The sequence below is a fragment of the Mycobacterium sp. NGS58 genome (genome assembly GCF_059812385.1).
In genome coordinates this window covers 207,254-229,452 of record NZ_JCALCO010000006.1, presented here as the reverse complement: position 1 = coordinate 229,452, position 22,199 = coordinate 207,254, and the positions used below count along the sequence as shown (strand labels likewise).

Genomic DNA, 22,199 nt, shown 5'->3' with positions numbered 1-22,199 from the left:
CGACCTTGTCGGCGACCATGAAGCTCGAATAGAAACCGATCCCGAATTGACCGATGAGTTCCTCGGAGGCCGCGGCGTTCTTGGCCTCGCGCAATTGTTTGCGCAGCTCGGCGGTGCCGGACTTGGCCAGCGTGCCGATCAGGTCGACCACTTCGGCGCGGGTCATCCCGATGCCGTTGTCGCGGATGGTCAGGGTGCGCGCATTCTTGTCGACGTCGATCTCGATGTGCAGGTCGGAGGTGTCGACGTCCAGGTCCTTGTTCCGGAACGCTTCAAGCCGCAGCTTGTCCAAAGCATCGGAAGCGTTGGAGATCAACTCTCGCAGGAACGAGTCCTTGTTGGAGTAGACGGAGTGGACCATCAGGTCCAGCAGCTGCCGAGCCTCTGCCTGAAACTCCAACTGCTCAACGTGCGCGCTCATGAGATTCCCTTCGACAACATGACGTCCCAAATTTAACCGAGCTGCCGACGAGTGGTGCGCGGTGGACCCGTGCTGTCCGGGGGCGACCGGCTCTAGGCTGAACGGATGTCTGTTGCTCAACGCGAACGTGCCGCCCTTGTGGAAACAATGCGCGGCGTCGGGCCCGATGCGCCGACCCTGTGCGAGGGATGGAAGACGCGGGACTTGGCCGCCCACCTGGTGATCCGCGAGTACCGGCCGGACGCGGCACCGGGCATCCTGATCCCCTTCTTCGCCTCCCACACGGAGAAGGTGCAGAACCAGGTGGCCGAGCAGAACGACTGGGACGAGCTGGTTGGCAAGCTCGCCGCGGGCCCGCCGGTCTACTCGCCGCTCAAACTGCTCGACCCGGTGGCCAATGTGGCCGAGATGTTCATCCACCACGAGGACGTGCGACGCGCGCAGCCGGGCTGGCAGCCGCGCTCTCTGGAGCCCGCGCTGAGCAAGATGTTGCGGCGCACCCTGCCGTTGATGGCCCGGCTCACACTCGCCAAGACGCCCGGGCGGGTGGCGTTGCGTACCACCGAGGGCAAGACGGTGCTCACCGCGGGTCAGGGGCCGGCGGTGACGGTGACTGGGGCGCCCGACGAGCTGCTGCTGTTCTCGGTGGGGCGACAGGCCATGGTCGAATTCGACGGCGACGCCGCCGCGGTGCAGGCCGTCCGCGATGCGCCCAAGGGTCTGTAGGCCGGCGGGGCTGTGTGCAGTGTCGTCACCGCAACATGAGACGTGCTAGCACGCTTCACCCGAACGCCTCGCGCAGTTCCTTCTTGATCACCTTGCCGAATTGATTGCGCGGTAACGTGTCGACGACCACCAGATGCTCGGGGTGTTTGTATCGGCTTAGCCCCCGTGATTGGCAATGTCGCACAAGGGATTCCAACGACACGCCGCCGGCCGTCGCGGGAACCACGACGGCACAGACGCGTTCGCCGGTGCGCGGGTCAGGAATGCCGATGACGGCGACATCGGCGACGCCGGGATGGGTGGCCAGGGCATTCTCGATTTCCAGGGCCGAGATGTTCTCCGCGTTGCGGATGATCGCATCCTTGGTACGGCCCGTGACGCGGACGTTGCCGCTGGCATCGATCAGGCCGAGATCGCCTGTGCGCAGCCACCCGTCGCTGTCGAAGGCACCGGCGTCGAGCGTCGGGTCGGCGTAGCCGAGGAAACACTGGGGTCCCTTCAGCCGCAGCTCCCCCTCCTGTCCGGCGGCCACCTCGACGCCTCGGCCGTCGACCACGTGCACCTCGACCCCAGGCACCGGCGGGCCGACCGTATGGTCGAGCACCTCGGGCGCCGCGGTCAGCGAGGGTGAGGTTGCGCACGGAAACTCCGTCATTCCCCACGCATTCGCGATGCCGGCCAGGCCGAAGGTTTCGCGGACCTGGCGTCCCAGTTCGGCGGTGATGGGCGCGCCGCCGGCCAGGCAGCCCCGCACCGACGGAAACAGCGGGCGATCGCCTTGAGCCCGTTGGGCTTCGAGGAATGCGACGAAGAACGGGGTCGCGGTGCCCAGGAACGTCGGATTGTGCGCGGCGATGGCCCACGGTGTGGTGGCCGGGTCGAACGTCTCGAACAGGGCCAGCCGCATGCCGGTCAGCAGCGCGGTGGCCAGCATCGCGGCGCCGCCGATGTGGGCGATCGGGAAGGCGATCGGATCCACGTCGCTGCTGTTGGCGCCCACCATGTCGACCACTCCGGCCGAGCCGGCGATGACAGATGTGTCGGTATGACGGATCCCCTTGGGTGCTGCGGTGGTTCCCGAGGAGTAGTAGATCCAGCGTGCCTCAAGGGCGGCACTTGGCGGCGCCGGCAGGGCCTCGAGCGCGGCGCCGGGCAGCCGCAGCTCACCGGCGGCCGGGGGTGTTGCCAGGTCGAGGGTCACGGCCTCAAAGCCGGTGTCCCCCGCTAATCCTCGAGCGAGCCCACCGTGATCGAAACCGCGCCAAAACTCGGGCTCCGCGCGCGAATTTGGTTGGCACAAAGTACTTGTCGTCGCGCACAAAGTAGGGCGTCGGTTCCGCCCATTGGGCTTCATCCGGCACGATATCGAGCTCGGCCACTGCTTGACTCTCCGCGTCTGGGATTGGCGGGCTCGGCTGAGGACCGCAACCGTCGATGTTACAGTTGCGCTTCCAGTCTCCGAATATGCACCGTCCTCCCCACGGTCAGCTGATCGCGGAGCCCACCAGATGACCGATTGCGTAGGTGATCGCCAACGCGAGACTGCCGCCAATGGCGTTGCGCAGCATCGCTCTACCCTTTGGCGCTCCGCCCAACCGGGCCGAGACCGCACCGGTGATCACCAGCGCTATGAGGACCGCGGCGACGGTGACGGGGACTCGCCACGTCGTGGGCGGGACCAGGATTGCGATCAACGGCAGCAGGGCACCAATCGCGAACGAGAGCGCCGAGGACGATGCCGCCTGCCAGGGATTTGTCAGCTCCTCGGGGTTGATGCCCAGTTCGACCTCGGCGTGGGCCAGCAGCGGATTGTGGTCGGTGAGTTCCTCGGCCACGGTGCGGGCGGTCGCCGGCGTGAGGCCTTTTGCCTCATATAGCGTCGCGAGCTCGTCCAATTCGGCGACGGGATCGTCGCGCAATTCGCGACGTTCCTGCCTCAACAGCGCCTTCTCCGTATCACGCTGGGTGCTGACCGAGACATATTCGCCCAGCGCCATCGACACCGCGCCCGCGACCAGTCCGGCGCTACCGGCGGTCAGTATCGGGGCGCGTTCGGCGGTGGCCGCCGCGACCCCCACGACGATGCCCGCGGTGGAGACGATCCCGTCATTAGCGCCCAGGACGCCCGCGCGCAGCCAATTCAGCTTCGATGACACCGAACCGACGTGCGGTTCGTGCGGATGTGACGCATTCGACACGGCCGCAACCCTATAGAGGAAAACTCCGGCGGACTAGCCAACGTAGCCTTCCCAAACCCCTTCGCGCGCCGGTTGACGACGGCCTCTGTCCGCGGTCAAACGCCTGATGCCGAAAGGTACGGCAGTCCCGTGGCGGACGACTGGGCCCGGATGGGCTGCCGCGACGAATGGGTGATGGAGGCCGGGCCAAAAGTTGCGCACGGGCGAGTCACAGCTGATCCATAGGGAAGCTATTTAACGTCGGGGTGGTAACGGGGGGTGTTCCAAGGAACTTCCTTGCGATTAATCCCTGGTGGATAGGTGAAGCATCATGAAGTTGAAGCAACTTGTCGGAGGGGTGACCATCGCCGGAGCGCTCAGCGCTGCGGCCCTGGGAATGGGCGCCGGGTTTGCCAACGCTGCTCCCGGAGCGCCGGAGCCTCCTGGTGGTCATGGCGCCCCGCCTGCGGGCGGTCCCGGCGGTAATCATGGCGGGCCGGCGCCTGCCGGTCCCAATGATCCGGGCAATCCGGGCGGGCCTGTGGGCCCCGGTGGCCCGCACGGCGGCCCAGGGGGTGGAGGACCCGGCAATCCCGCTGGTCCAGCGCAGCACCCCGGCGGACCGAACGGTCCCGCTGGTCCCGCTGATCACCCCGGTGGCCCCGCTGATCACCCCGGCGGCCCCGCTGATCACCCCGGCGGTCCCGGCGATCACCCCGGCGCCCCGAATGGATTCGGCGGACCGGATCCTCACCCTGGCGGCCCGTGGCACGGCGACGCCCAGCGTGGTTACTTCCGCGGGGCACCGTGGGGCGATGGGCCTGGCCCGTGGGGCGCGGGTGCGCCGCCGCGGCCGGCATGGGATCGACCGCTCCCCCCGCCCGGTGGGCAGTGGGGTTACGGCCCGATCAACTACTGGGGCTACCAGGAAACGCCCATCTGGGATCCCGGTTTCAACCAGTGGGGCTTCTGGCTCTTCGGAGTGTGGATCCCGCTGTGATCGATAGCTGACAAGACGCCCGCTTCGCCGATTGGCGAAGCGGGCGTCGTCGCTTGTATGCGCTGGCGCCGAACGGCTTTCCTGCCCGGCGCTTTCTCTAACTTTTCGTGCCGACGGTCAACAGGTCGGATACGAGCGCCGTCCACACCGGTCGCGGGATCCGGTGTTGATCCGTGATGACGAACCCGGCATCTTCGAACAACGTCCGCATCTCGGGCGCGGACGTGTTGTGTTGCGGCTTCCACCGAGAGTTCGCAGATGACTGCAGCCGCGGTTGCCGCGTGCTCAGCGCCGAGACCGCCACCAGGCCACCCGGAGCCAGCACACGATAGAATTCACGCAGCGCCGCGGGCTGATCGAAGAAGTGAAAGGCGGAGGTCGTCACGACCGCATCCAGGGCGCCGTCGTCAAAAGGAAGCCGCTCGGCCGGGCCGCGCATCCACTGCACCCGATCCGACCTTGCACGAGCCTGGCCCAGCATGCCGTCGGACATGTCGACGCCGTAGATCTCGTCGGGCTGCAGTTCACGCTGAATTCGATCACTCAAAATACCTGTGCCGCAGGCTATATCAGCGATCTTGCGTGCGCCGTGGTTGCGCAGCTGGGCTATCACCTCGTTATGCGGAGGTCGGTAGACCCACCGTTGCAAGAAGGGCAGATCGTAAGCCGGCGCGAGAAAACTCCACATCCGCGTGACGGCCTCGTTGAGCCCTCGTCGCTGCGGTGCCGTCATTTGCTCAGCACCGAGCTGTAGTAGATCGTGTCGGCCATCGACACGGAGTCGTTGGTCTGCGGAATCGCGTCGAGACCGGAGTCGGCCAACAACTCACCCATCCGCACTCCGCCCGACCGCCATCCCAGGTTGTCGAGATAGGCGGAGACGTCATTACGCTCGCCCTGGTAGCCGAGCTCGCCGAATTCCAGGTCGAAGCCATGCTCACGCCATTTGGCGGTGGCACTGCTCATCATCTCGTGGGCTTTCTCGGTGTCTACCTCTGACATGTCCGGAATAGCTTCGCACGCCAGGCGACTGCCGTCAGCGCTGAGTGCGGTGATGTTGTCCAGCAGGCGATCCTGCGCTTCCGGCGGCAGATACCCAAAGAGCCCCTCCGCGATCCAGGCCGTGGGCTGGCTCTTGTCAAAGCCGGCTTCCGCCAGAGCCTTTGGCCAGTCGTTGCGCAGATCGACGGCCACCGTGCGCAACTCGGCCCGCGGGGCGGCGCCCAGCTTGGCCAGCGTGGCGGCCTTGAATTCGATCACCTGCGGCTGGTCGATTTCGAAGACGGTCATATCAGCCGGCCAAGCCAACCGGTAGGCGCGCGCGTCCAGGCCCGATGCCAAAATCACGGCCTGCCGGATTCCGGCCTGCGTCGCGGCGTGAAAGAACGAGTCGAAGAATCGGGTCCGAGCAGCCATTGCGGCGGGCATGTGTCCGAGCTTCCAGCCCGACTCGTGGTCGTCGACGTCGGCGGCCACTAGGTCACCTGAGACCCAGCGCGTGAAAAAGTCCACTCCTACGGCACGCACCAGCGGCTCAGCAAAGCGGTCTTCGATCAGCGGGTTGTCGGCGTTGGTCGCGATCGCTCGCGCGGCGGCGACCATCGTCGCGGTCGCGCCCACACTGGTGGCCAAATCCCAGGTGTCGTCGTCTGTGCGTGGCATGCGGTTTGTCCCCCTCGGAGTCACAGGTTACTTAGCTGGTATAACGACCGGCAGGCACACAAAGTTCCCGCGGCTCGCAGCGCAACTAGTTCGCGAGTCCGAGCGTCACGCTGCCGCAGCTAGCGGGATCATTTAATGCGGCCCCCGTGGCCCCCCGGGTCCGCCCGGTCCGTTCGCGGCCGGGGCCAAGAATACCCATTCGCTCAGATCGACGCTCCAGCCCCAACCGGGGGCGCATTCACCGTCGGCGGCCTGTGTCTTCAGTCGGCCACCAATTCGAAGACCGGGATGAGCCGGTCGGTGCGTTGCTGGTATTCGCCGAACCCGGGAGCACGCTCGACCACCACCGGGTAGACTGAATCCCTTTCGTCACGCGGCAATTCGCGGGCGGTCGCGGGTTTCGCGGGCTCTGAGCCGATCTCGACAGACACGCGAGGGTTGGCGCGAATGTTGTGCACCCAGGCGGGGTTGTTGTCCCGACCCGCGGCGGAGCCGACGACATAAATCTTGTCGTCGATATCGAAGTACGCGACCGGGTTGACCCGCTGGGCGCCGCTTCGCGCACCGGTCGAAGTCAGCAGCAGCAGCGGGAAGCCCTCGAATTGCCCGCCCACTTTGCCACCATTGCGGCGAAACTCTTCAATGTTTTGTTCGTTGAATTCCCGTTCCGAGCTCAGCGCGTCGTCAGCCATGACGCCATCGTGGCACGCGGCAGGGGTGTCGGCCAACACAAGCTCGTTTATATTGCACTGCAAGGCAACCCAGCACAAGCGGGCGTGTCTGAGTATCGCAGATATGTCACCGACCCGCTGCCGGCGGCGCGGGCTCGATGATGGTCAATTCGGCGAGACCGCTGACCCTGAGGACGGGCATCAGGATGGGGTGCACGACGAGCTTAATGCTCTCGGCGTGAGCGGCCAAGGCGTTGATGGCGGCGCTGTCCAGGTACTCCACCGCGCTCAGGTCGACGAGTAATGCTTCGTCATCGCCGGACGCCTCGGCTGCGGCATTGGCCAGCGCGCGGCTGAACGCATCGATATTGCTCATGTCGATCTCCCCAGCGGCGACCAGTACGAAATTCCCGTCGCTGCCGCGTGCGGTGTCGAGCGTGAGCGGGCTGGTCATCAGGTGATCCTCGTGGATAGGTGGACGGTGGTGCCGCCGGTATCGGGCCGAATGTCGACGTCGCGCATGAGGCTTCGCATCAGCGGGATGCCCCGACCTCGGTGAGGGTACGAGGCCGGCTCCGGGGGCTTCCACGAGCCAGTGTCGGTGATGGTCAACTGGACCTCGTCGCCGAGCGCCACCGCTCCCAGCCGAATTGTGCCCTGCGGTCTATGACGATGACCGTGTTCGATGGCGTTGGCGACGGCTTCCCCGGCGGCGACTAGCACGTTCAGGGCTTGATCGGGGTCCAACCGGGCTCGGGTCAGCCAGTTGCGCAAGGCAGTACGGGTAGGCGCGAGCTGGTTGACGTCGGCGGGAAAGTTCAGCTCCAACGGGGCCGGGTGGCGGTAGAGCAGCAGCACAACGTCGTCCTGATATCCGCCGCGCGGTGCGACCCGGGACATGACCTGGTTCGCCAGATCCTCCAGTTTCAAAGCGCGCGAATCCTGCGCGACGGCCGCGACGCGGGAGATGCCGTGGTCGAGCGGAATGCGGCGACGTTCGACCAGTCCGTCGGTATAGAGCAACAGGGTCGAACGCGCCGGGATGGTCACGCGGGCTTCCGGCCGAATCCAGTTTGCCCGTATCCCCAATGCGATGGTGTGCCCATCGTCGAGGGTTTGGGTGCTGCCGTCTCCGTGTACCAGGATGGGCGGCGGATGACCGGCGCTCGAATAGACCAATTCACCGGTCTCGGGGGTAAGCACCGCGCACACAGCGGTGGTGCACTGCGCGCCGGGCAGGCGCGCGGCAAAGCGGTCCATCCCCGCGAGAGCTGCGCCAGGACTTGGGTTTTCGAATAGTAAGGCGCGGCAGGCACTGCGCACCTGGCCCATCACGGCGGCGGCAGCCAGGCCATGGCCGACGCAGTCGCCGACGACCAACGCGATGCGCCCGTCGTCCAGGTCGACGATGTCGTACCAGTCACCACCAACCTGGAGGGGACGCGTCGCGGCCTGATAGCGCACCGCGAAACCGCTGGGCAGGTCGGCGGGACCCAGGATCGCGTGCTGCAGCGCCAACGCGGTCTCGCGCTGCTGATCTACCTGATGCACTCGCTGCAAGCCCTGGCCGAGTCGCCCGGCCAGGACGGTGAGCAAGGTCTGGTCCTCGAGGGTGAATGGACGCTGCGCGGTCAAGTCCATCCAGACCACGAGGACTCCTTCGGGGTGTTGCAGCCCAATGCCCGCCGTTCCGGGCTGCGCCGCATTGGGGGTCAGCAGGTCGCCGTCGCGCAACGCTTTGAGCCCCTCCTGAATGCGCGGTGGCAGCTCGGCCCACTGCGCGGGCTCGCCAACCGACACGATCCGCGGCGCACCGAAGGCGGGTTCGGTCGAGGAACTTTGGGCCGGGAAGGTGACGGCCAGCACACGGCGCGCCCGCCAGAGCCGGCGCAGTTCCTCAGCGGCGGCTCGCACCGCGTCATCGACGGTGTCGGCCTGGGCCAGTTCCTGGTTGAGTGCGTGTTCGCGCCCCGCCGCCAACGCCAAGGCGATCGCCGCGTGCCGGGCGAAGTCACTTACCAATTCGAGGTAGTCGTTACCGAACGCGGGCTGGTGCGGGTCTCGCGCGACGGCGATGACGCCAAGCACCGCGTCGTCCGCAATCAGCGGCATGACGATCGCGGAGCGTTCACCGACATCGGTGAAACCCTCGATCGGGTATTGAAAGGAATCGGTGATCAGCGGCAGACCGCGGCGGGCCACGCCGCCGGTGGTCGAGCCGTCCATCGGAACTTGTCGACCGATCACCTCCGAGGAGTACCGGCCCGCGGTCGCGGCTACGACCAGGGTGTCGACCTGTTCGACGGGCAGGTCGGCCTCCCGCGGAACCAGCAGGATGGCCTGCTCGGCACCGGCCAGCTCCAGCGCCCGGTTCACGATCAGCTGCAACGGCCCTGTCTGCGGGTCGCCGGACAGCAACGCTGTGGTGATCTCGCGGCTGGCCCGCGTCCATTTCGCCGCTTCACGTTCCCGCTCGAAGAGCCGGGCATTGTCGATGGCGGCGGCGGCCGCCGTAGCCATGGCGCGTACGGCGCCTTCCTGCGTGTCGGAGAAAACCCGCCCTGGTCGGTCGTCGGCGAGGTACAGGCTGCCGAAGTTCGCGGCCCGCACGGTAATCGGAATCCCGAGCAGCGCATGCATCGGCGGATTGTGTCCGGCCAACTCGGCGGTATCGGGATGCGTGCTCAGATCATCGACGCGCAGGCCGTCGCCGACCGGAAGATCGCCGAGCCGGCGCGCAGTGTCAACGTCGATTCCCGCATGCACGAAAGAAACGAGGGCCCCGTCGAACGCGCGGATGCCCAGCGCGGCATACCGGGCGCCGGTCAACTCCATCGCGGCTTGGAGGACTCTGTGCAGCGTCACGTCCAGGTCCAGATCGGAGCCGATCTCGACGATGACGCGCACCAGCTGTTCCATCTGGTCACGCGCCGCCACCAGCTCGTCGAGCTGATCATGCATTCGGCTCACCAGCTCGCGCGGGCCCTGCCAAGTGAAGGCGGACTCGCTCTGGTCGCTGTCCATAGGTACCAACGGTAAACGGTGGGGTGAACACGAATGTTCGGTATCTGGGCGGTTCTGCCACCCCGCTGACGCTTAACCGCCGGATCAGGGGGTCCCGGCTCAGTAGCTGGCCGCCATTCACCGAGATCACGGGCTGTTCCAGACGCTGATTGAACTGCAGGCAGCGGGGCTTTACCCGATCTTGACCAGGTATTGAATTGTGCCGCCGAAGATAGCTGACGTGAGTAATCTTTCATCGGTGGAACTGGGGGTTTTGGGACCTCTTCAGGTCCGGCAAGGCGACGCGTCCGTCGTCATACCGGGCACGAAACCGCGCGCCATCCTCACGATGCTCGGGCTGCGCAGCGGTTCCGTCGTACCGGCCGACACCCTCGTCGAACTGCTCTGGGGCCAGGATCCGCCGCGCACCGCCGCCAAGGCCCTGCAGACCCACATCTCTTCGCTGCGTCGCACCCTCGGTGACGGATTTGTGGTGACGCAGGGCGCGGGTTGGACTCTCGCCGAGAGCGAGGTCGATGCCGCGCGCTACAAATCGGCGGCCCGGCTGGGACGCGATGCCGCCGCCGCGGGCGACACCAGCCAAGCGCTGGCCCGCTTCGAGGAGGCCCTTGCCCTCTGGCGCGGAATCCCCGAACTGCCCGATAGCCGACACGGAACGTCCGAAAAAACACGATGGGTCGAAAGCCACGCCGCACTGGTCGAGGACCGAGCCGACGCACTGCTGGCTACCGGTCGCGCCGCGGAAGTCATCGGTGATCTCGAAAGCGCGGTGGCTGATGCCCCGCTACGGGAGAGGCGATGGGGCCAGCTGATGCTCGCCCTCTACCGCGCGGGCCGGCAGGGTGAGGCCCTGGGCGCTTATCAGCGGGCTCGGGCGCTGCTTGCCGACGACCTGGGAGTCGATCCTGGGCCGGAACTTCGCCGGCTCGAGGCTGCGATCGTCACGCAGGACGCCTCGCTGGATATCGTTGTCGCACAAAGCGCTCCGTCGGTGACCCGGGCCGTCACATTCCTGCTCACCGATATCGAGGGATCGACGGCCGCGTGGGAGGCGGATGCCGATGCCATGGCGGCGGCGCTCGCCCGCCACGATGAGCTGGTCGAACAGGTCGTCACGTCACGGGGCGGTCGACTGATCAAGACGCGCGGAGAAGGGGACGCGACGTTTTCGGTCTTCGACCGGCCTTCTGCGGGCGCCGCAGCGGCAATTGAGCTGCAGGACGCGATTACTCACGAGCCGTGGGGGTCGCGGGACCCCATCCGTGTCCGCATGGCGCTGCATACCGGCGAGGTCGAGCTGCGCGACGGCGACTACTTCGGCCGGGCGGTCAACCGGGTTGCGCGCCTGAGGTCGCTGGCCGAGGGGGGCCAAATCCTGTGCTCCGGTGCGACCGCCGAGCTCGTCCTCGACTCGCTGGCCGACGACGTCGTGCTCACCGACCTCGGGATGCGTCAACTCAAAAACCTCGCGCGCCCCGAGCATGTCTTCGAGTTGCGATTGGAAACCGTTGCGGACCAACCGAAATCGCAGGCACCTGAGGCGCCGATGGAGCGGCCCAGCTTTCCCGCCGTACTCGTCGGCCCGGGGCCGTTCGTCGGGCGCGGCCGCGAACTCGAAGGGCTGCTTTCGGCGTGGCAGGCCGCGATCGCCGGTGGTGTGCGCACCGTATTGATCGCAGGCGAACCCGGCGTCGGCAAGACGCGCCTTGCCGGTGAATGGTCGCAACAGGCTTACCAACAAGGGGCGGTCGTGCTGTACGGCCGCTGCGACGAAGATCTCGGTGCTCCCTATCAGCCGTTCGCCGAGGCGCTGCGTTCGCTCGCGCCGTGCGTGGGTGCTGACCGATTGCGCGGGCTGCGCGGCGTCGAAGCATTGCTGTCGCTGGTGCCCGGATTGGCCGACGTCGTGCCCGATCTCACGCCCCCCGCACACGCCGACCCCGACACCGAGCGCTACGCGTTGTTCGATGCCGTCGTCGCACTGCTGGAAATCGCCTCGAAGAGCGCGCCGATCGTGATGATCGTCGACGACCTGCACTGGGCAGCCAAACCGACACTGCTCCTGTTGCGGCATCTGCTGCGATTCGGCGACCACGCCCGCGTACAGATCGTCGGCACCTACCGCAGCACCGACCTCGACCGCTCCCACCCCCTCGCCGCGACGCTCGCCGACCTGCACCGCGACGGGACAGCCGATCGGCTCACGCTCAGCGGACTCGATGAGGACGACGTGACGGCCTACGTCGCGGAGGCGGGCTACGACGACGAGGAACTCGCCCACGCATTGGCCTCTGTAACAGGCGGCAACCCCTTCTTCCTCATCGAGGCCTTGCGCCATGTCGATGAGAGCGGCGGGGCGTGGGACCAGAGCACCCTGCCCCAGGGCGTGCGGGAAGCTGTGAGCCGCAGGCTGTCTCGGCTTCCTGCCGACACCAACAAGGCCCTTGCCGCCGCCGCGGTCGTCGGCAGCCGGTTTGCCCTGGAGCTGGTCGAGCAGGTGGTCGGAAGCGACCTCGTCGACGCCTTCGACGAAGCACGCCAGGCAGGCATCGTCATCGAAGAGCCCGGGGGGTACTACCGGTTCAATCACGCGATCGTCCGGCAGTCACTGCTGGCCGAGCTGGCGTCCGTGCGGCGCATGCGACTGCACCAGCGCATCGCGACGACACTCGAGACGCTGCCCGGCGCCGACGACGAGCTGCTGGCCGAACTGGCGCATCACTATTTCGAATGCGCTTGGGCGGGAAACGCAGCCAAGGCGGCCTTCTACTGTCGGCGTGCCGCCGACCAGGCGATGGCACGACTCGCCTACGAGGGTGCCGCCGATCTGTACGATCACGCTCTGCACGCGCTCGAGGACATCGACGATGAGCTTCCCGACCGCGACGACCAGACCGTTGAACTTTTGGTCGCCCGATGCGAGGCCTTACTGGCCGCCGGCGACGTGTCCTCCGCGGCCGGTGCGGTCTCTCAATTGCAAGCTGCGGCAGCGGATTCGGCCCGGTTGGCGGCGTGGGCGACGTGCTTCGACGGTCAACTGTCGATGCTGATTCATCCCGAGCGGCTCGACGAGGTGGAAGCCGCGTTGGGTGCGGCCGCCGCCAAACTCGCCGAGCTGGACGACGCCGCCGGGGAAGCCAAGGCGCACACCGTCCGCGCCGGGTGCCTGGCGCGTCTCGGGCGAATCGGCGACTGCGAGATCGCCCTGGACGATGCCCTTACCGCGGCGCGTCGGGCGCGCGAACACCGCCGGGTGAACGCAGTGTTGGCGGGTGCGCCGCTCGCGGCGCTGTGGGGCCCCAATCCGGTTCCGCGCGCGGGCGGAAGGTGTCTCGACGTGGTCCGGCTGCTTCGGATCACGACCGACTCGCCCGTCGTCGAGGCCACGTCGACACGATGCCAGGCCGTCCTGGAGGCGTTCCGCGGGCGCACGGCGGCGGCACGGCGGATGATCGACTCGGCCCGCCGCACACTCACCGAGCTCGGCTTGCGCCACGCGTTGCTGGAAGTTGAGCAGTTCGCCGGCATCGTCGAACTCATCGGCAATGATGCTGCCGCCGCGGAGTCACATCTGCGCAAGGCCTACAACGGCTTTCGTCGCATGGGCCTGGACGCCGATACCGCCGAGACCGCTGCGCTGCTGGGCCGGGGGTGCCTTGCGCTCGATCGCGATGACGAGGCCCGTGAATTGTGCTCGGAGAGTGAGCGTCTCGCCGGGCACGCGCTGAAGGCGTCGATCGCATGGCGGACGCTTCGGGCGCATCTACTGGCGCGAAACTACGATTACGACGGGGCCCGCCGGCTCGCTGAGGAGGCGGTCAGTCTGGCCGAACGCACCGACGCCCTAGTCGATCACGGCGACGCATGCCTGACGCTGGCGACGGTTCTAGGCGCCGCCGGCGACATCGTGGGAGCGCGTGCCGCCGCCGAGCGGGCGGTCGATTTGTACGAGCGCAAAGGCGCTGCGGCGCTTGCCGACATGGCCCGGCAAGTTCTCGGCGAGCCGGCTCAGCCGCCCACCCCGGCTCCTCCCGAAGTGCCCGTTGTCGAATTGGACAGTGAATGCGTGCGAGTGGGCGAACGCGTGATGGCCGCCGTTCATCGCAAGGACTGGGATGAGTTCGAGCGGCTGTTCGCACCAAATGTCTCGATCGAGAATCGGCGGAAGATCGTCGGAATTGACCTCCCATCGGACGCGATGCGACGTGAGACGAGGCGTGATCTCGAGGCGGGCGTCGCGCGTGTTGACTATGTCATGGTCGCCGCGCGGGGCGAGCGGCTGGCTCTCTCTCGATTGATCACGAGCTCTGTAGACGAGAGCCCTGGGGCGCCGCACGACGAGCTCCTCCAGTTATACGCCATCGACGAGAATGGTCAAGTCGTGCGACAGGTGTGGTTCGACGTCGAAGACATGGACGCCGCGCTGGCCGAACTCGACGCTGCGTATGCCTTAGAGCAGCCACCTACGCGGCGGCTGGAAAACGCGGCGACGCTCGTCTACGAGCGCTTCTGGTCCTATTTTGCCGCCCGCGATTGGGACGCCGTGAAAGTGATTCTCTCCGATCGGCTTTCCGGCGCAGACCACCGGCGGGTGGTGAATGCTGGGGACCGAGGCAGCCAGGACACCGTGATCGAGGACCTGCAGGTGGCTGCTGACCTCGGCTTCACGATATGGGTGGCAGATGTCGTTGCTATCCGGGGCGAACGCCTCGCCCTCACGCGGGTGCGCGCCGCCGGCCGAGATCCCGACACGATTCAGAACGATGCATTCAATCTTGTGGAGATCGACGCCGACGAGCGCCTCACAGCGATCGTTGTCTTGGATCTTGACGACATCGACGGGGCATTCGAGGAGTTGGATCGCCGCTACCTGGCCGGCGAAGCGGCGCCCTATGAGGGCGTATGGCTAGCCGTCGCGGGAACGTTCGCCTCGATCAGGAGCCACGAATCGCCCGCTCTGACAAGCGATTGCGCGAGTATCGACCATCGTCGCGCGGCCGCTTTTGCTCCCGGCGAATTGGGTGAATACATCCGCGCCGGATGGGACGTCGAACAGACCATCCGGCCCTTCGTCGAGGTCGTGCACCGGCTGAACAGCGTGGGAGCCGTTTGCTCCTATGTGGCGCAAGGCGCTTCGCATGAGGGCTTCGACGCCGAATGGCGCGAGATTGCCGTTGCGACAGTCAAAGGCGACATCGTCAACGGCTGCGAACTCTATGACGCGACTGACCTTGGCGCCGCGATCGCGAAATTCGAAGAGCTCAGCCGAGCGACACCGCGGTTGGAGAACGCAGCCGCGCGCGTGTTCGAGCACGTCTGGTCGCACTTCGCGGCTCGCGACTGGGTTGCCGTGGCTCAAACGGTCGCCGACAACTATGTGGGAATCGATCACCGACGAATCGTCAGTGCCGAAACTCAACACGGTCGACATGAAGTGATCAGAGACCTGCAGGCGGCCGCGGAAGTCGGATTCACGATCTCGATGGTGGACGCGATTGCGATCCGCGGAGAGCGCCTGGTCCTCGCACGAAGTCGCGCCTGTGGCCGCGACCCTGAAGCGATCCAAAACGATGCCCTCAACATCGTCGAGGTCGACGGCGACAACCGAATCGCGCGGGTCGCCACGTATGACGTCGAAGACTTCGACGCCGCCATCGCGGAGCTTGACGCTCAATACCTCACCGGCGAAGCGGCCGTCCACGCGCGCATGTGGTCCGCCGTTGCGGCGAGTTACGCGGCGCTGAACAAGCACAAGTTGCCGTTGACAACGCCGGACTGCGTCAACGTCGAGCACCGACGGGAAACAGCTTTCGGACCGGGCGACGTAAATGCATACATCCAAGCGGGGTGGGACGCCGAGCAAAATATCAACGTCTACGTCGAGCAAGTGCATCGGCTGTGCGACACCGGAGCAATCGTCACCTATGCGGCGCATGAAACCGCGCAAGAGGGCTTGCGCGCGGAGTGGCGCGGGATAGCCGTTTTCACGGTCGATGGCGACATGATCAACCGCACAGAGGTTTTCGACGAATCGGACCTTGACGCCGCGATCGCCAGGTTCGAACAGCTGACCCGGCCGGCGCCGCAGCTGGAGAATGCCGCAAGCCGTGCGAACAAACGCTTCCAGGAGTCGTTCGCGACCCGCAATTGGGAAGCCCTGGCTCAAGGACTGGCCGACGACGTGTCCCACGACGATCGCCGGCGCGTCGTCGGTGTGGGAGTGCGGCAAGGCCCAGACGCCATGATTGCCGAGGCACGAGCACTTGTGGCGATCGGCGTTGCGAACGCAACCTCGGATGTCATCGCTATCCGCGGGCAGCGCCTCGTCTTTGGCCGGATTCGGACTTCCGGACGCGACCGGCGTCCCGAGGCCTTCCACACTGATGTCCTCGAAATTGTCGAGATCGACGCGGAAGACCGGATCGTGGCACGCGTTGTGTTCGACGTTGACGATTTCGATGCCGCCATCGCCGAGCTAGACGCCCGATACATCGCAGGCGAAGCAGCCGCCTACTCGCACACCTGGTCCCTCGTGGCTGAGGCTTTCGTGGCACTGAACCAACGGAGAATACCTGCGACGACGCCTGATTGGGCAAACATTGACCACCGGCGCCTCGCACCAATCGGGTCCGGTGATCTGGGCGCGTACCTCAATGCCACTTGGGAGCTGTCGCCGAAGTCCCGCATCTACGTCACAGCCGTGCATCGGCTGAGCGGCGTCGGTGCGGTGCATACCCATGTGGCGATCGGAACCTCGACGGATGGATTCGACGCCGAGTGGCGGGTAGTTGACGTTGTGATGTTCGAGGGCGACCGAATCAGCCGCACAGAGCTTTTCGACGAGTCAGATCTTGACAGGGCACTCGCGAGGTTCGATCAGCTGCAGCCGCGCACCCGACGGCTGGAGAATAAAGCCAGCCAGATTAGCGACCGCTTCCTGGCGTACTTCGCGGCACGCGACTGGGGTGCGATGGCCGAAATGACTGCCGACGACTTTTCCAGTGACGATCGTCGTCGGGTGGTTGGAGCGGGGGTCCAACTAGGTCGGGATGTCGATCTCGAAAACATGCGGGCGTGGGCTAACGTCGGCATCAGGAACATGACGTCAGATGTCATCGCGATCCGGGGCGAGCGCCTTGTCCTGGGCCGTACCCGGTTCTTGGGTCGCGAGCAGGGGCCCAACGCGTTCCACAGCGAGGTGCTCGGCCTCGTCGAGGTCGATGACGACAACCGAGTCGTGGCACGGGTCGTGTTCGACCTTGATGATTTCGACGCCGCCATAGCCGAACTCGACGCAAGATACGCCGCGGGCGAAGCGGCCTCCTACTCCCACACCTGGTCGGTGATCACCCGGGCCTACGCCGCGCTCAATCGCCGTGAGCAACCGTTGACGACAGCCGATTGGTCGAGCATCGATCACCGCCGAGGAATATCGTTTGCCCCCGGCGAAGGGTCCGCGCTTCTCGCCAATTGGGACGCCACGCCTGACTTTAACAACTTCGTCGAGGCGGTGCAGCGGCTCAACGACGTCGGCGCTGTGGTCACCTCTGTGACACGGGAAACCTCGAAGGAGGGTTTCCACGCCGAGTGGCGAGTGGTCAACCTGCTGACGATCGAGGGCGGCCTGATCGACCGCCTGGAGGTCTTCGACGAGTCGGACCTATCGGCTGCCCTTTCTCGCTTTGAGGCGATCCAAGCACCCGCAAAACACCCGGAAAACGCGGCAAGCCGACTGTATGAGCAGTTCAAGGCGTCTTATAAAGCCCGCGACCTGCAAGCGATAGCCGATATGTTCGCCGACAACGTCTGCACCGATGACCGCCGACGAGTAGTAAATGCCGGCATTCGGCAGGGTAAAGGTGCTGTGCTGGAGGAGGTTTCGGGGCTCGCCGAGCTTGGCATCGACCTGATGACCGACGTGATCGCGACCCGTGGTGAGCGCCTCGTCCTCAGCCGCGTCCAAAACTCCGGCCCGGACCAAGGATCCGATGGATTTTACGTGGTCGGTCTCGACATTCTCGAGCTCGACACCGACGGCCGCGCCGTGGCACGCGTGGTCTTCGACATGGACGATGCCGACGCGGCGTTCAACGAACTTGACGCCCGATATGTCGCCGGCGAAGCGGCCTCTCATGCAGGTACGTGGTCGGTGGTAGCCGGTGTGCACGCGATGTTCAACCGGCATGAATATCCCCCCGAGGATTGGGTGACCATTGACCACCGCCGAGGCACACCATTCGCTGCGGGCGACATGACTTCAGCCGTTCACACCATCTTCGATCTCACACCGGATTTCAAGGTCCATATTGAAGCCGTTCACCACCTCAACACGCTTGGGGCGGTGATCACCAACTATGCACACGGCTCCTCGCCCGACGGCGTGGGCGTCGAATGGCGCATGATCATGCTTCTCATCGTCGACGGCGACCGCCTCACCCGTTGCGAAGTATTCGACGAAACAGAGCCGGAAGCCGCCATCGCGCGATTGGAGGAGCTCGGCAGGCCGGCATCCCGCCTCCAAAATGACGCGACCCGGGTAATCGGACAATTCCTGGCACACTTTTCGGCCCGCAACTGGGATGCCATGGCAGACCTGATCGATGCAGAGTTCTGCTCCGACGACCGGCGCCGAGGCATAAACGCCGGAATCCGACGCGGCCGCGATTTTGAGATGGCGAATTGGCGAGCAACCGCAGAGGTTTGGAAGTCTGATATGAGGGCGGCTGTTGTTGCGACCCGCGGCCAGCGCCTCGGGCTCTTCCGTTTCACCTTCGCAAGCCAGGATTCGCTGCCCACAGCGTCCCAAGCCGCTGCACTTTCCGTCGTGCATATCGGCGAGGATAACCGATTTGCAGCTACAGTCATCTTCGACCCCGAAGACATTGAGGCCGCGTTTGCGGAGCTCGAAACACGTTACCTGGCAGGCGAAGCGGCCGCCCATAGGCATACATGGTCGACTCTGTTGCGAGGTTTCACCGCGTTCAACGAACACAAGCTTCCTTCGACGACGCCAGGCTGGGTGAACATCGATCACCGGCGAGGACGAGCGTTTTCGCCGGGCGACCTGGTTCCGTACATCCACGCCACCTGGCAGGTGATGCCTCACGCCAGGATATACGTCGATGCGGTGCATCGGCTGAGCAATCTTGGGGCAGTCGTCACCCAGTCGACGCACGGGACGTCGCCGGAGGGCTTCGACGCCGAGTGGCTCGAGGTCAACCTCCTGACTCTGGACGGTGACCTGATCGACCGCTGCGAGGTCTTCGACGAGGCGGACCTCGACGCCGCGCTGACTCGGTTCGACGAGCTCAGCAGGCCGGTCCGCCAAGAAAACACGGCCAGCCGATTAGTTGACCGCTTCTATGCGTACTTCCGTGCACGCAGCTGGGCAGCGATAGCCGAGATGCTCACCGACGACAGTTACATCGATGATCGCCACGATGTGGTGAATTCCGGGTTCTGGGACGGCCGCGAAGTCGTGATCGCAAACCTGCGCGCCCTGGCTGAGGCGGCGCCCACATCTTCTACCGTGGTTGCGACCCGCGGGGAGCGCCTCGCCCTTACTCGCATGTGTTCTCCGAACCGGAATCAGCAATACGGAGAGTTCAGCAGCGACATGTTAGTCCTCGCCGAGATTGACGACGAGGAGCGGATCTCGGCGCAGGTCGGCTTCAACATCGAGGACATCGATGCCGCCTTTAACGAACTCGAAACTCGTTACCTGGCCGGCGAGGCGGCTGCGCAGGCCAACGCGTGGTCAGCCATCGTGGAGAGTTACGCCGCGCTCAGTCGGGGGCAACTTCCCTCGACGACAACAGACTTCATTGACGTCGACCACCGCCGAGGAGCGGCGATGGCCCCTGGCGAGCTGATCAAATTCCTTCGCAGCGCGTTAGATCAGACACCTGACCTCAGCATTCACATCGCGGCGGTGCATCGGCTGGGACCGGAAGGCGCAGTAGTCACTCACGCGGCGACTGGAACCTCCCCCGAGGGTTTCGAAGCCGAATGGCGAGAGGTCAGCATCCTGACGGTTGATGGCGACAAGCTCAATCACTGCGAGGTGTTCGACGAGCCGGACGTCGACGCCGCCCTGGCCAGGTTCGACGAGCTCACCGGCAAAAATCAGCCAAAATGACTGCTCCACAACCCCAGTCGCTCTATCTGCTGGCGGACAGTCAGCTGCTGTTCTGGAAGCGTGACGACAGACTGCTGCTCGAAGACGCAATCGATGGATTGGCTCGGGATGTGCCGCTGACCGCGGCGTACATCGGAGCTTCCAACGAAGACCGTCCGGAGTTCTACGAAATCTTCGAAGCGGCAATGGATGCCGTGGGAGTGACCGATCGTCGCATGATCCACTCGTCGTTCGGCCCAGACGATCGCGCTTTCCTCGATGGTGCCCGGTTGATCGTCCTCGCGGGCGGCGATGTGCGGCTCGGCTGGAATACGTTCGAGAAAACCGGCATGAAAGACGTGATCCTGGGCAGGCACACCAAAGGGGCGGTGCTAGTGGGTGTTTCGGCCGGCGCGGTCCAGCTCGGGCGCTATGGAATCGTCGAGACGCCGAATCCCGAGGAAACGGAGTTGCTCGACGTGTTCGATCTCGTCCCCCTGGTCATCGACGCGCACGACGAGCGAGCCGGGTGGGCACGGCTGTCGCGGGCGATTCAGACGCTTGACGGATCGGTCACCGGCCTTGGAATCCCCACCGGCGGCGGCGTTATCGCATACCCGGGCGGCACCATCGAGCCCCTGCGCCATCCCGCGCACACAGTCACCTTCGAGGGCGCGCGCGTCACGCACTCGCTGGTGCACGCCGAAGTCCGGCCAGGATACGAAAGCCCTTGACGCGCGACCAGAGGGGCTGCAATCGTTCAGCGAGACCATGACGCACGCCTTCGACCCGACCGGACCCGACGGCCACCCGCGGATCGTCGCCGATTTGTTGCGACCCGAAGCCTACGACCCGCCGGCCGACGATGTGCGTCTCCACGAAACGCACAGCTCGTGGGTCGTGCTCGCCGGCCCGTATGCCTACAAACTCAAGAAGCCGGTGAACCTCGGCTTCCTGGACTTCACCACCATCGACCGCCGCCGTGCGGACTGCGAAGAGGAGCTGCGCCTCAATCGGCGGTTCAGCCCGCAAATGTATCTGGGAGTCGTCGAAGTCGCCGAGCGAAATGGTCACTACCGCATAGGTGGTGAATTGGGGTCGGGCGAACCGGCCGTGTGGATGCGGCGCCTACCGGAAGAGGGCATGCTGCCCGCCAAGCTTGCGCGCGGCGACGTTGACTTCCGTCTCGCGCGTCGAATCGGTCGCACCCTGGCCAAACTTCACGACAGGGCCGAAACCGGCTCCGACATCGATGAGTACGGCAGTGCTTCCAGCGTGATAGCGAACTGGCGGGAAAACTTCGACCAGATGGGCCCTTTCATCGGTCGAACCATCTCGAGTGACGTCAACGAGGACATCCGAAAGTACGTCGACCAGTTCATACGGAGCAACGCGCCGTTGCTTCAGCGACGAGTAACGGACGGTCATGTCCGGGACGGCCACGGTGACCTGCACGCCGCCAGCATCTGCGTCATCGACGGCGAGATCCTGCTGTTCGACAGCCTGCAGTTCGCGCCACGCTTTCGGTGCGCCGACTTGGCTTCGGAAGTCGCTTTTCTGGCAATGGATTTCGAGTACCACGGTCGCACGGACCTGGCCTGGGGGTTCGTCGACTCCTACGTGCGCGCCAGCGGCGATAACGGACTGGTCAGCCTGCTCGACTTCTATACCTGCTACCGGGCCTACGTGCGCGGCAAGGTCCGCAGCCTGCGTCTAGCACAGGCCGAACAGGCACCGGGTGGTGAAGCGCGTCAGCTCATCGCCGAATCGCGGGCGTATTTCGATTTGGCGTGGGCGCACGCGGGTGGCCTACCCCACCGACCGATGCTGGTCACCATGGGCCTGCCGGCAAGCGGCAAGACCACCCTGGCGCGCGCGCTGGCCGGCCGGCTTGGGCTGGTGCACCTCTCGTCCGACGTGGCGCGCAAGAGAATGGCGGGCATTGAGCCCACCTGGCGCGGTGACGATGAATTTGGCTCGGGGCTCTACGATCCGGCCATGACGCGGAGCACGTATGCCGCGCTGCGTCGCGACGCGGCACGCTGGTTACGCCGCGGCCGCGGCGTGGTCGTCGATGCGACATTCGGCAATCCGCGCGAGCGGTCCCAGATCCGGCAACTGGCGCACCGGCTCGGAGCGCACCTCCACGTCGTGCTGTGCGAAGCGGACGATGCCACCCTGATCGCACGACTCGAGCGGCGCGCCACCGAGCAAGGTGTTGTCTCAGATGCGCGGATCGAGCTGTGGCCCGAGCTGCGGGCCGCGTTCACACCTCCCGATGAGCAGCCGTCCCTTCTGCGGGTTGACGCGACGCGGGATATGGAGGAGACCGTTGAGCAGACGCTGACGCTGCTGCGTGCCGCCTACCGCTAACGACGGTGGTGCGTCACCAAATGATCTG

At 65.5% G+C, this 22,199-nt stretch carries 12 protein-coding genes and 1 pseudogene; 5 read left to right on the top strand and 8 right to left on the bottom strand.

Translation table 11 applies throughout. From position 1 onward, the window contains the following. Positions 1 to 421: ATP-binding protein (locus AC5Y4H_RS08470; RefSeq protein ID WP_499980277.1), on the bottom strand; the 421-nt coding region annotated here is incomplete at its 3' end. A gap of 105 nt (positions 422 to 526) precedes the next feature. Between AC5Y4H_RS08470 and AC5Y4H_RS08465 the strand changes: the two genes are divergently transcribed. After that, positions 527 to 1,147, top strand: coding sequence for a TIGR03085 family metal-binding protein (locus AC5Y4H_RS08465; protein WP_499980276.1), 621 nt, complete (start codon positions 527 to 529; stop codon positions 1,145 to 1,147). 55 nt (positions 1,148 to 1,202) lie between these two features. Here AC5Y4H_RS08465 and AC5Y4H_RS08460 read toward each other — a convergent pair. Both AC5Y4H_RS08460 and AC5Y4H_RS08455 read right to left on the bottom strand, forming a co-directional pair. After that, positions 1,203 to 2,420 (bottom strand): annotated as a pseudogene (locus tag AC5Y4H_RS08460) (class I adenylate-forming enzyme family protein); the annotation flags it as partial. A gap of 211 nt (positions 2,421 to 2,631) precedes the next feature. Further along, positions 2,632 to 3,345 (bottom strand): VIT1/CCC1 transporter family protein, encoded by a 714-nt coding sequence (locus tag AC5Y4H_RS08455; protein WP_499980274.1) that lies wholly within the window; start codon positions 3,343 to 3,345, stop codon positions 2,632 to 2,634. Positions 3,346 to 3,734: 389 nt separating this feature from the next. On the opposite strand from AC5Y4H_RS08455, the gene AC5Y4H_RS08450 reads away from it, so the two are divergent. Next, complete coding sequence (locus AC5Y4H_RS08450) at positions 3,735 to 4,331, top strand: hypothetical protein (protein WP_499980273.1); 597 nt, start codon at positions 3,735 to 3,737, stop codon at positions 4,329 to 4,331. Between the two features lie 90 nt (positions 4,332 to 4,421). Here the strand turns inward: AC5Y4H_RS08450 and AC5Y4H_RS08445 are convergent, their stop codons facing one another. The 5 genes from AC5Y4H_RS08445 to AC5Y4H_RS08425 form a co-directional block, all read right to left on the bottom strand. Then, on the bottom strand, positions 4,422 to 5,057 hold the full coding sequence (locus AC5Y4H_RS08445) for a class I SAM-dependent methyltransferase (RefSeq protein ID WP_499980272.1): 636 nt from the start codon (positions 5,055 to 5,057) through the stop codon (positions 4,422 to 4,424). Further along, on the bottom strand, positions 5,054 to 5,986 hold the full coding sequence (locus tag AC5Y4H_RS08440; RefSeq protein ID WP_499980269.1) for a class I SAM-dependent methyltransferase: 933 nt from the start codon (positions 5,984 to 5,986) through the stop codon (positions 5,054 to 5,056). Before AC5Y4H_RS08440 ends, AC5Y4H_RS08445 begins: the two co-directional genes overlap by 4 nt. A gap of 260 nt (positions 5,987 to 6,246) precedes the next feature. Beyond that, positions 6,247 to 6,678: a nitroreductase family deazaflavin-dependent oxidoreductase gene (locus AC5Y4H_RS08435; protein ID WP_499980266.1), complete on the bottom strand. Its 432-nt coding sequence runs from the start codon at positions 6,676 to 6,678 to the stop codon at positions 6,247 to 6,249. A 106-nt stretch (positions 6,679 to 6,784) separates the two neighbouring features. Beyond that, positions 6,785 to 7,111: an STAS domain-containing protein gene (locus AC5Y4H_RS08430; RefSeq protein ID WP_499980263.1), complete on the bottom strand. Its 327-nt coding sequence runs from the start codon at positions 7,109 to 7,111 to the stop codon at positions 6,785 to 6,787. Beyond that, entirely contained in the window at positions 7,111 to 9,681 is a 2,571-nt protein-coding gene (locus tag AC5Y4H_RS08425; RefSeq protein ID WP_499980262.1) for a SpoIIE family protein phosphatase, read from the bottom strand. The genes AC5Y4H_RS08430 and AC5Y4H_RS08425 overlap by 1 nt, the downstream gene beginning before the upstream one ends. A gap of 238 nt (positions 9,682 to 9,919) precedes the next feature. On the opposite strand from AC5Y4H_RS08425, the gene AC5Y4H_RS08420 reads away from it, so the two are divergent. The 3 genes from AC5Y4H_RS08420 to AC5Y4H_RS08410 are packed head-to-tail and all read left to right on the top strand — an operon-like array spanning position 9,920 to position 22,171. Continuing rightward, on the top strand, positions 9,920 to 19,819 hold the full coding sequence (locus AC5Y4H_RS08420; RefSeq protein ID WP_499980317.1) for a BTAD domain-containing putative transcriptional regulator: 9,900 nt from the start codon (positions 9,920 to 9,922) through the stop codon (positions 19,817 to 19,819). Beyond that, on the top strand, positions 19,816 to 20,532 hold the full coding sequence (locus tag AC5Y4H_RS08415; RefSeq protein ID WP_499980260.1) for a Type 1 glutamine amidotransferase-like domain-containing protein: 717 nt from the start codon (positions 19,816 to 19,818) through the stop codon (positions 20,530 to 20,532). The genes AC5Y4H_RS08420 and AC5Y4H_RS08415 overlap by 4 nt, the downstream gene beginning before the upstream one ends. Positions 20,533 to 20,569: 37 nt before the next feature. After that, positions 20,570 to 22,171, top strand: coding sequence for a bifunctional aminoglycoside phosphotransferase/ATP-binding protein (locus AC5Y4H_RS08410; RefSeq protein ID WP_499980258.1), 1,602 nt, complete (start codon positions 20,570 to 20,572; stop codon positions 22,169 to 22,171). Positions 22,172 to 22,199: the final 28 nt, after the last annotated feature.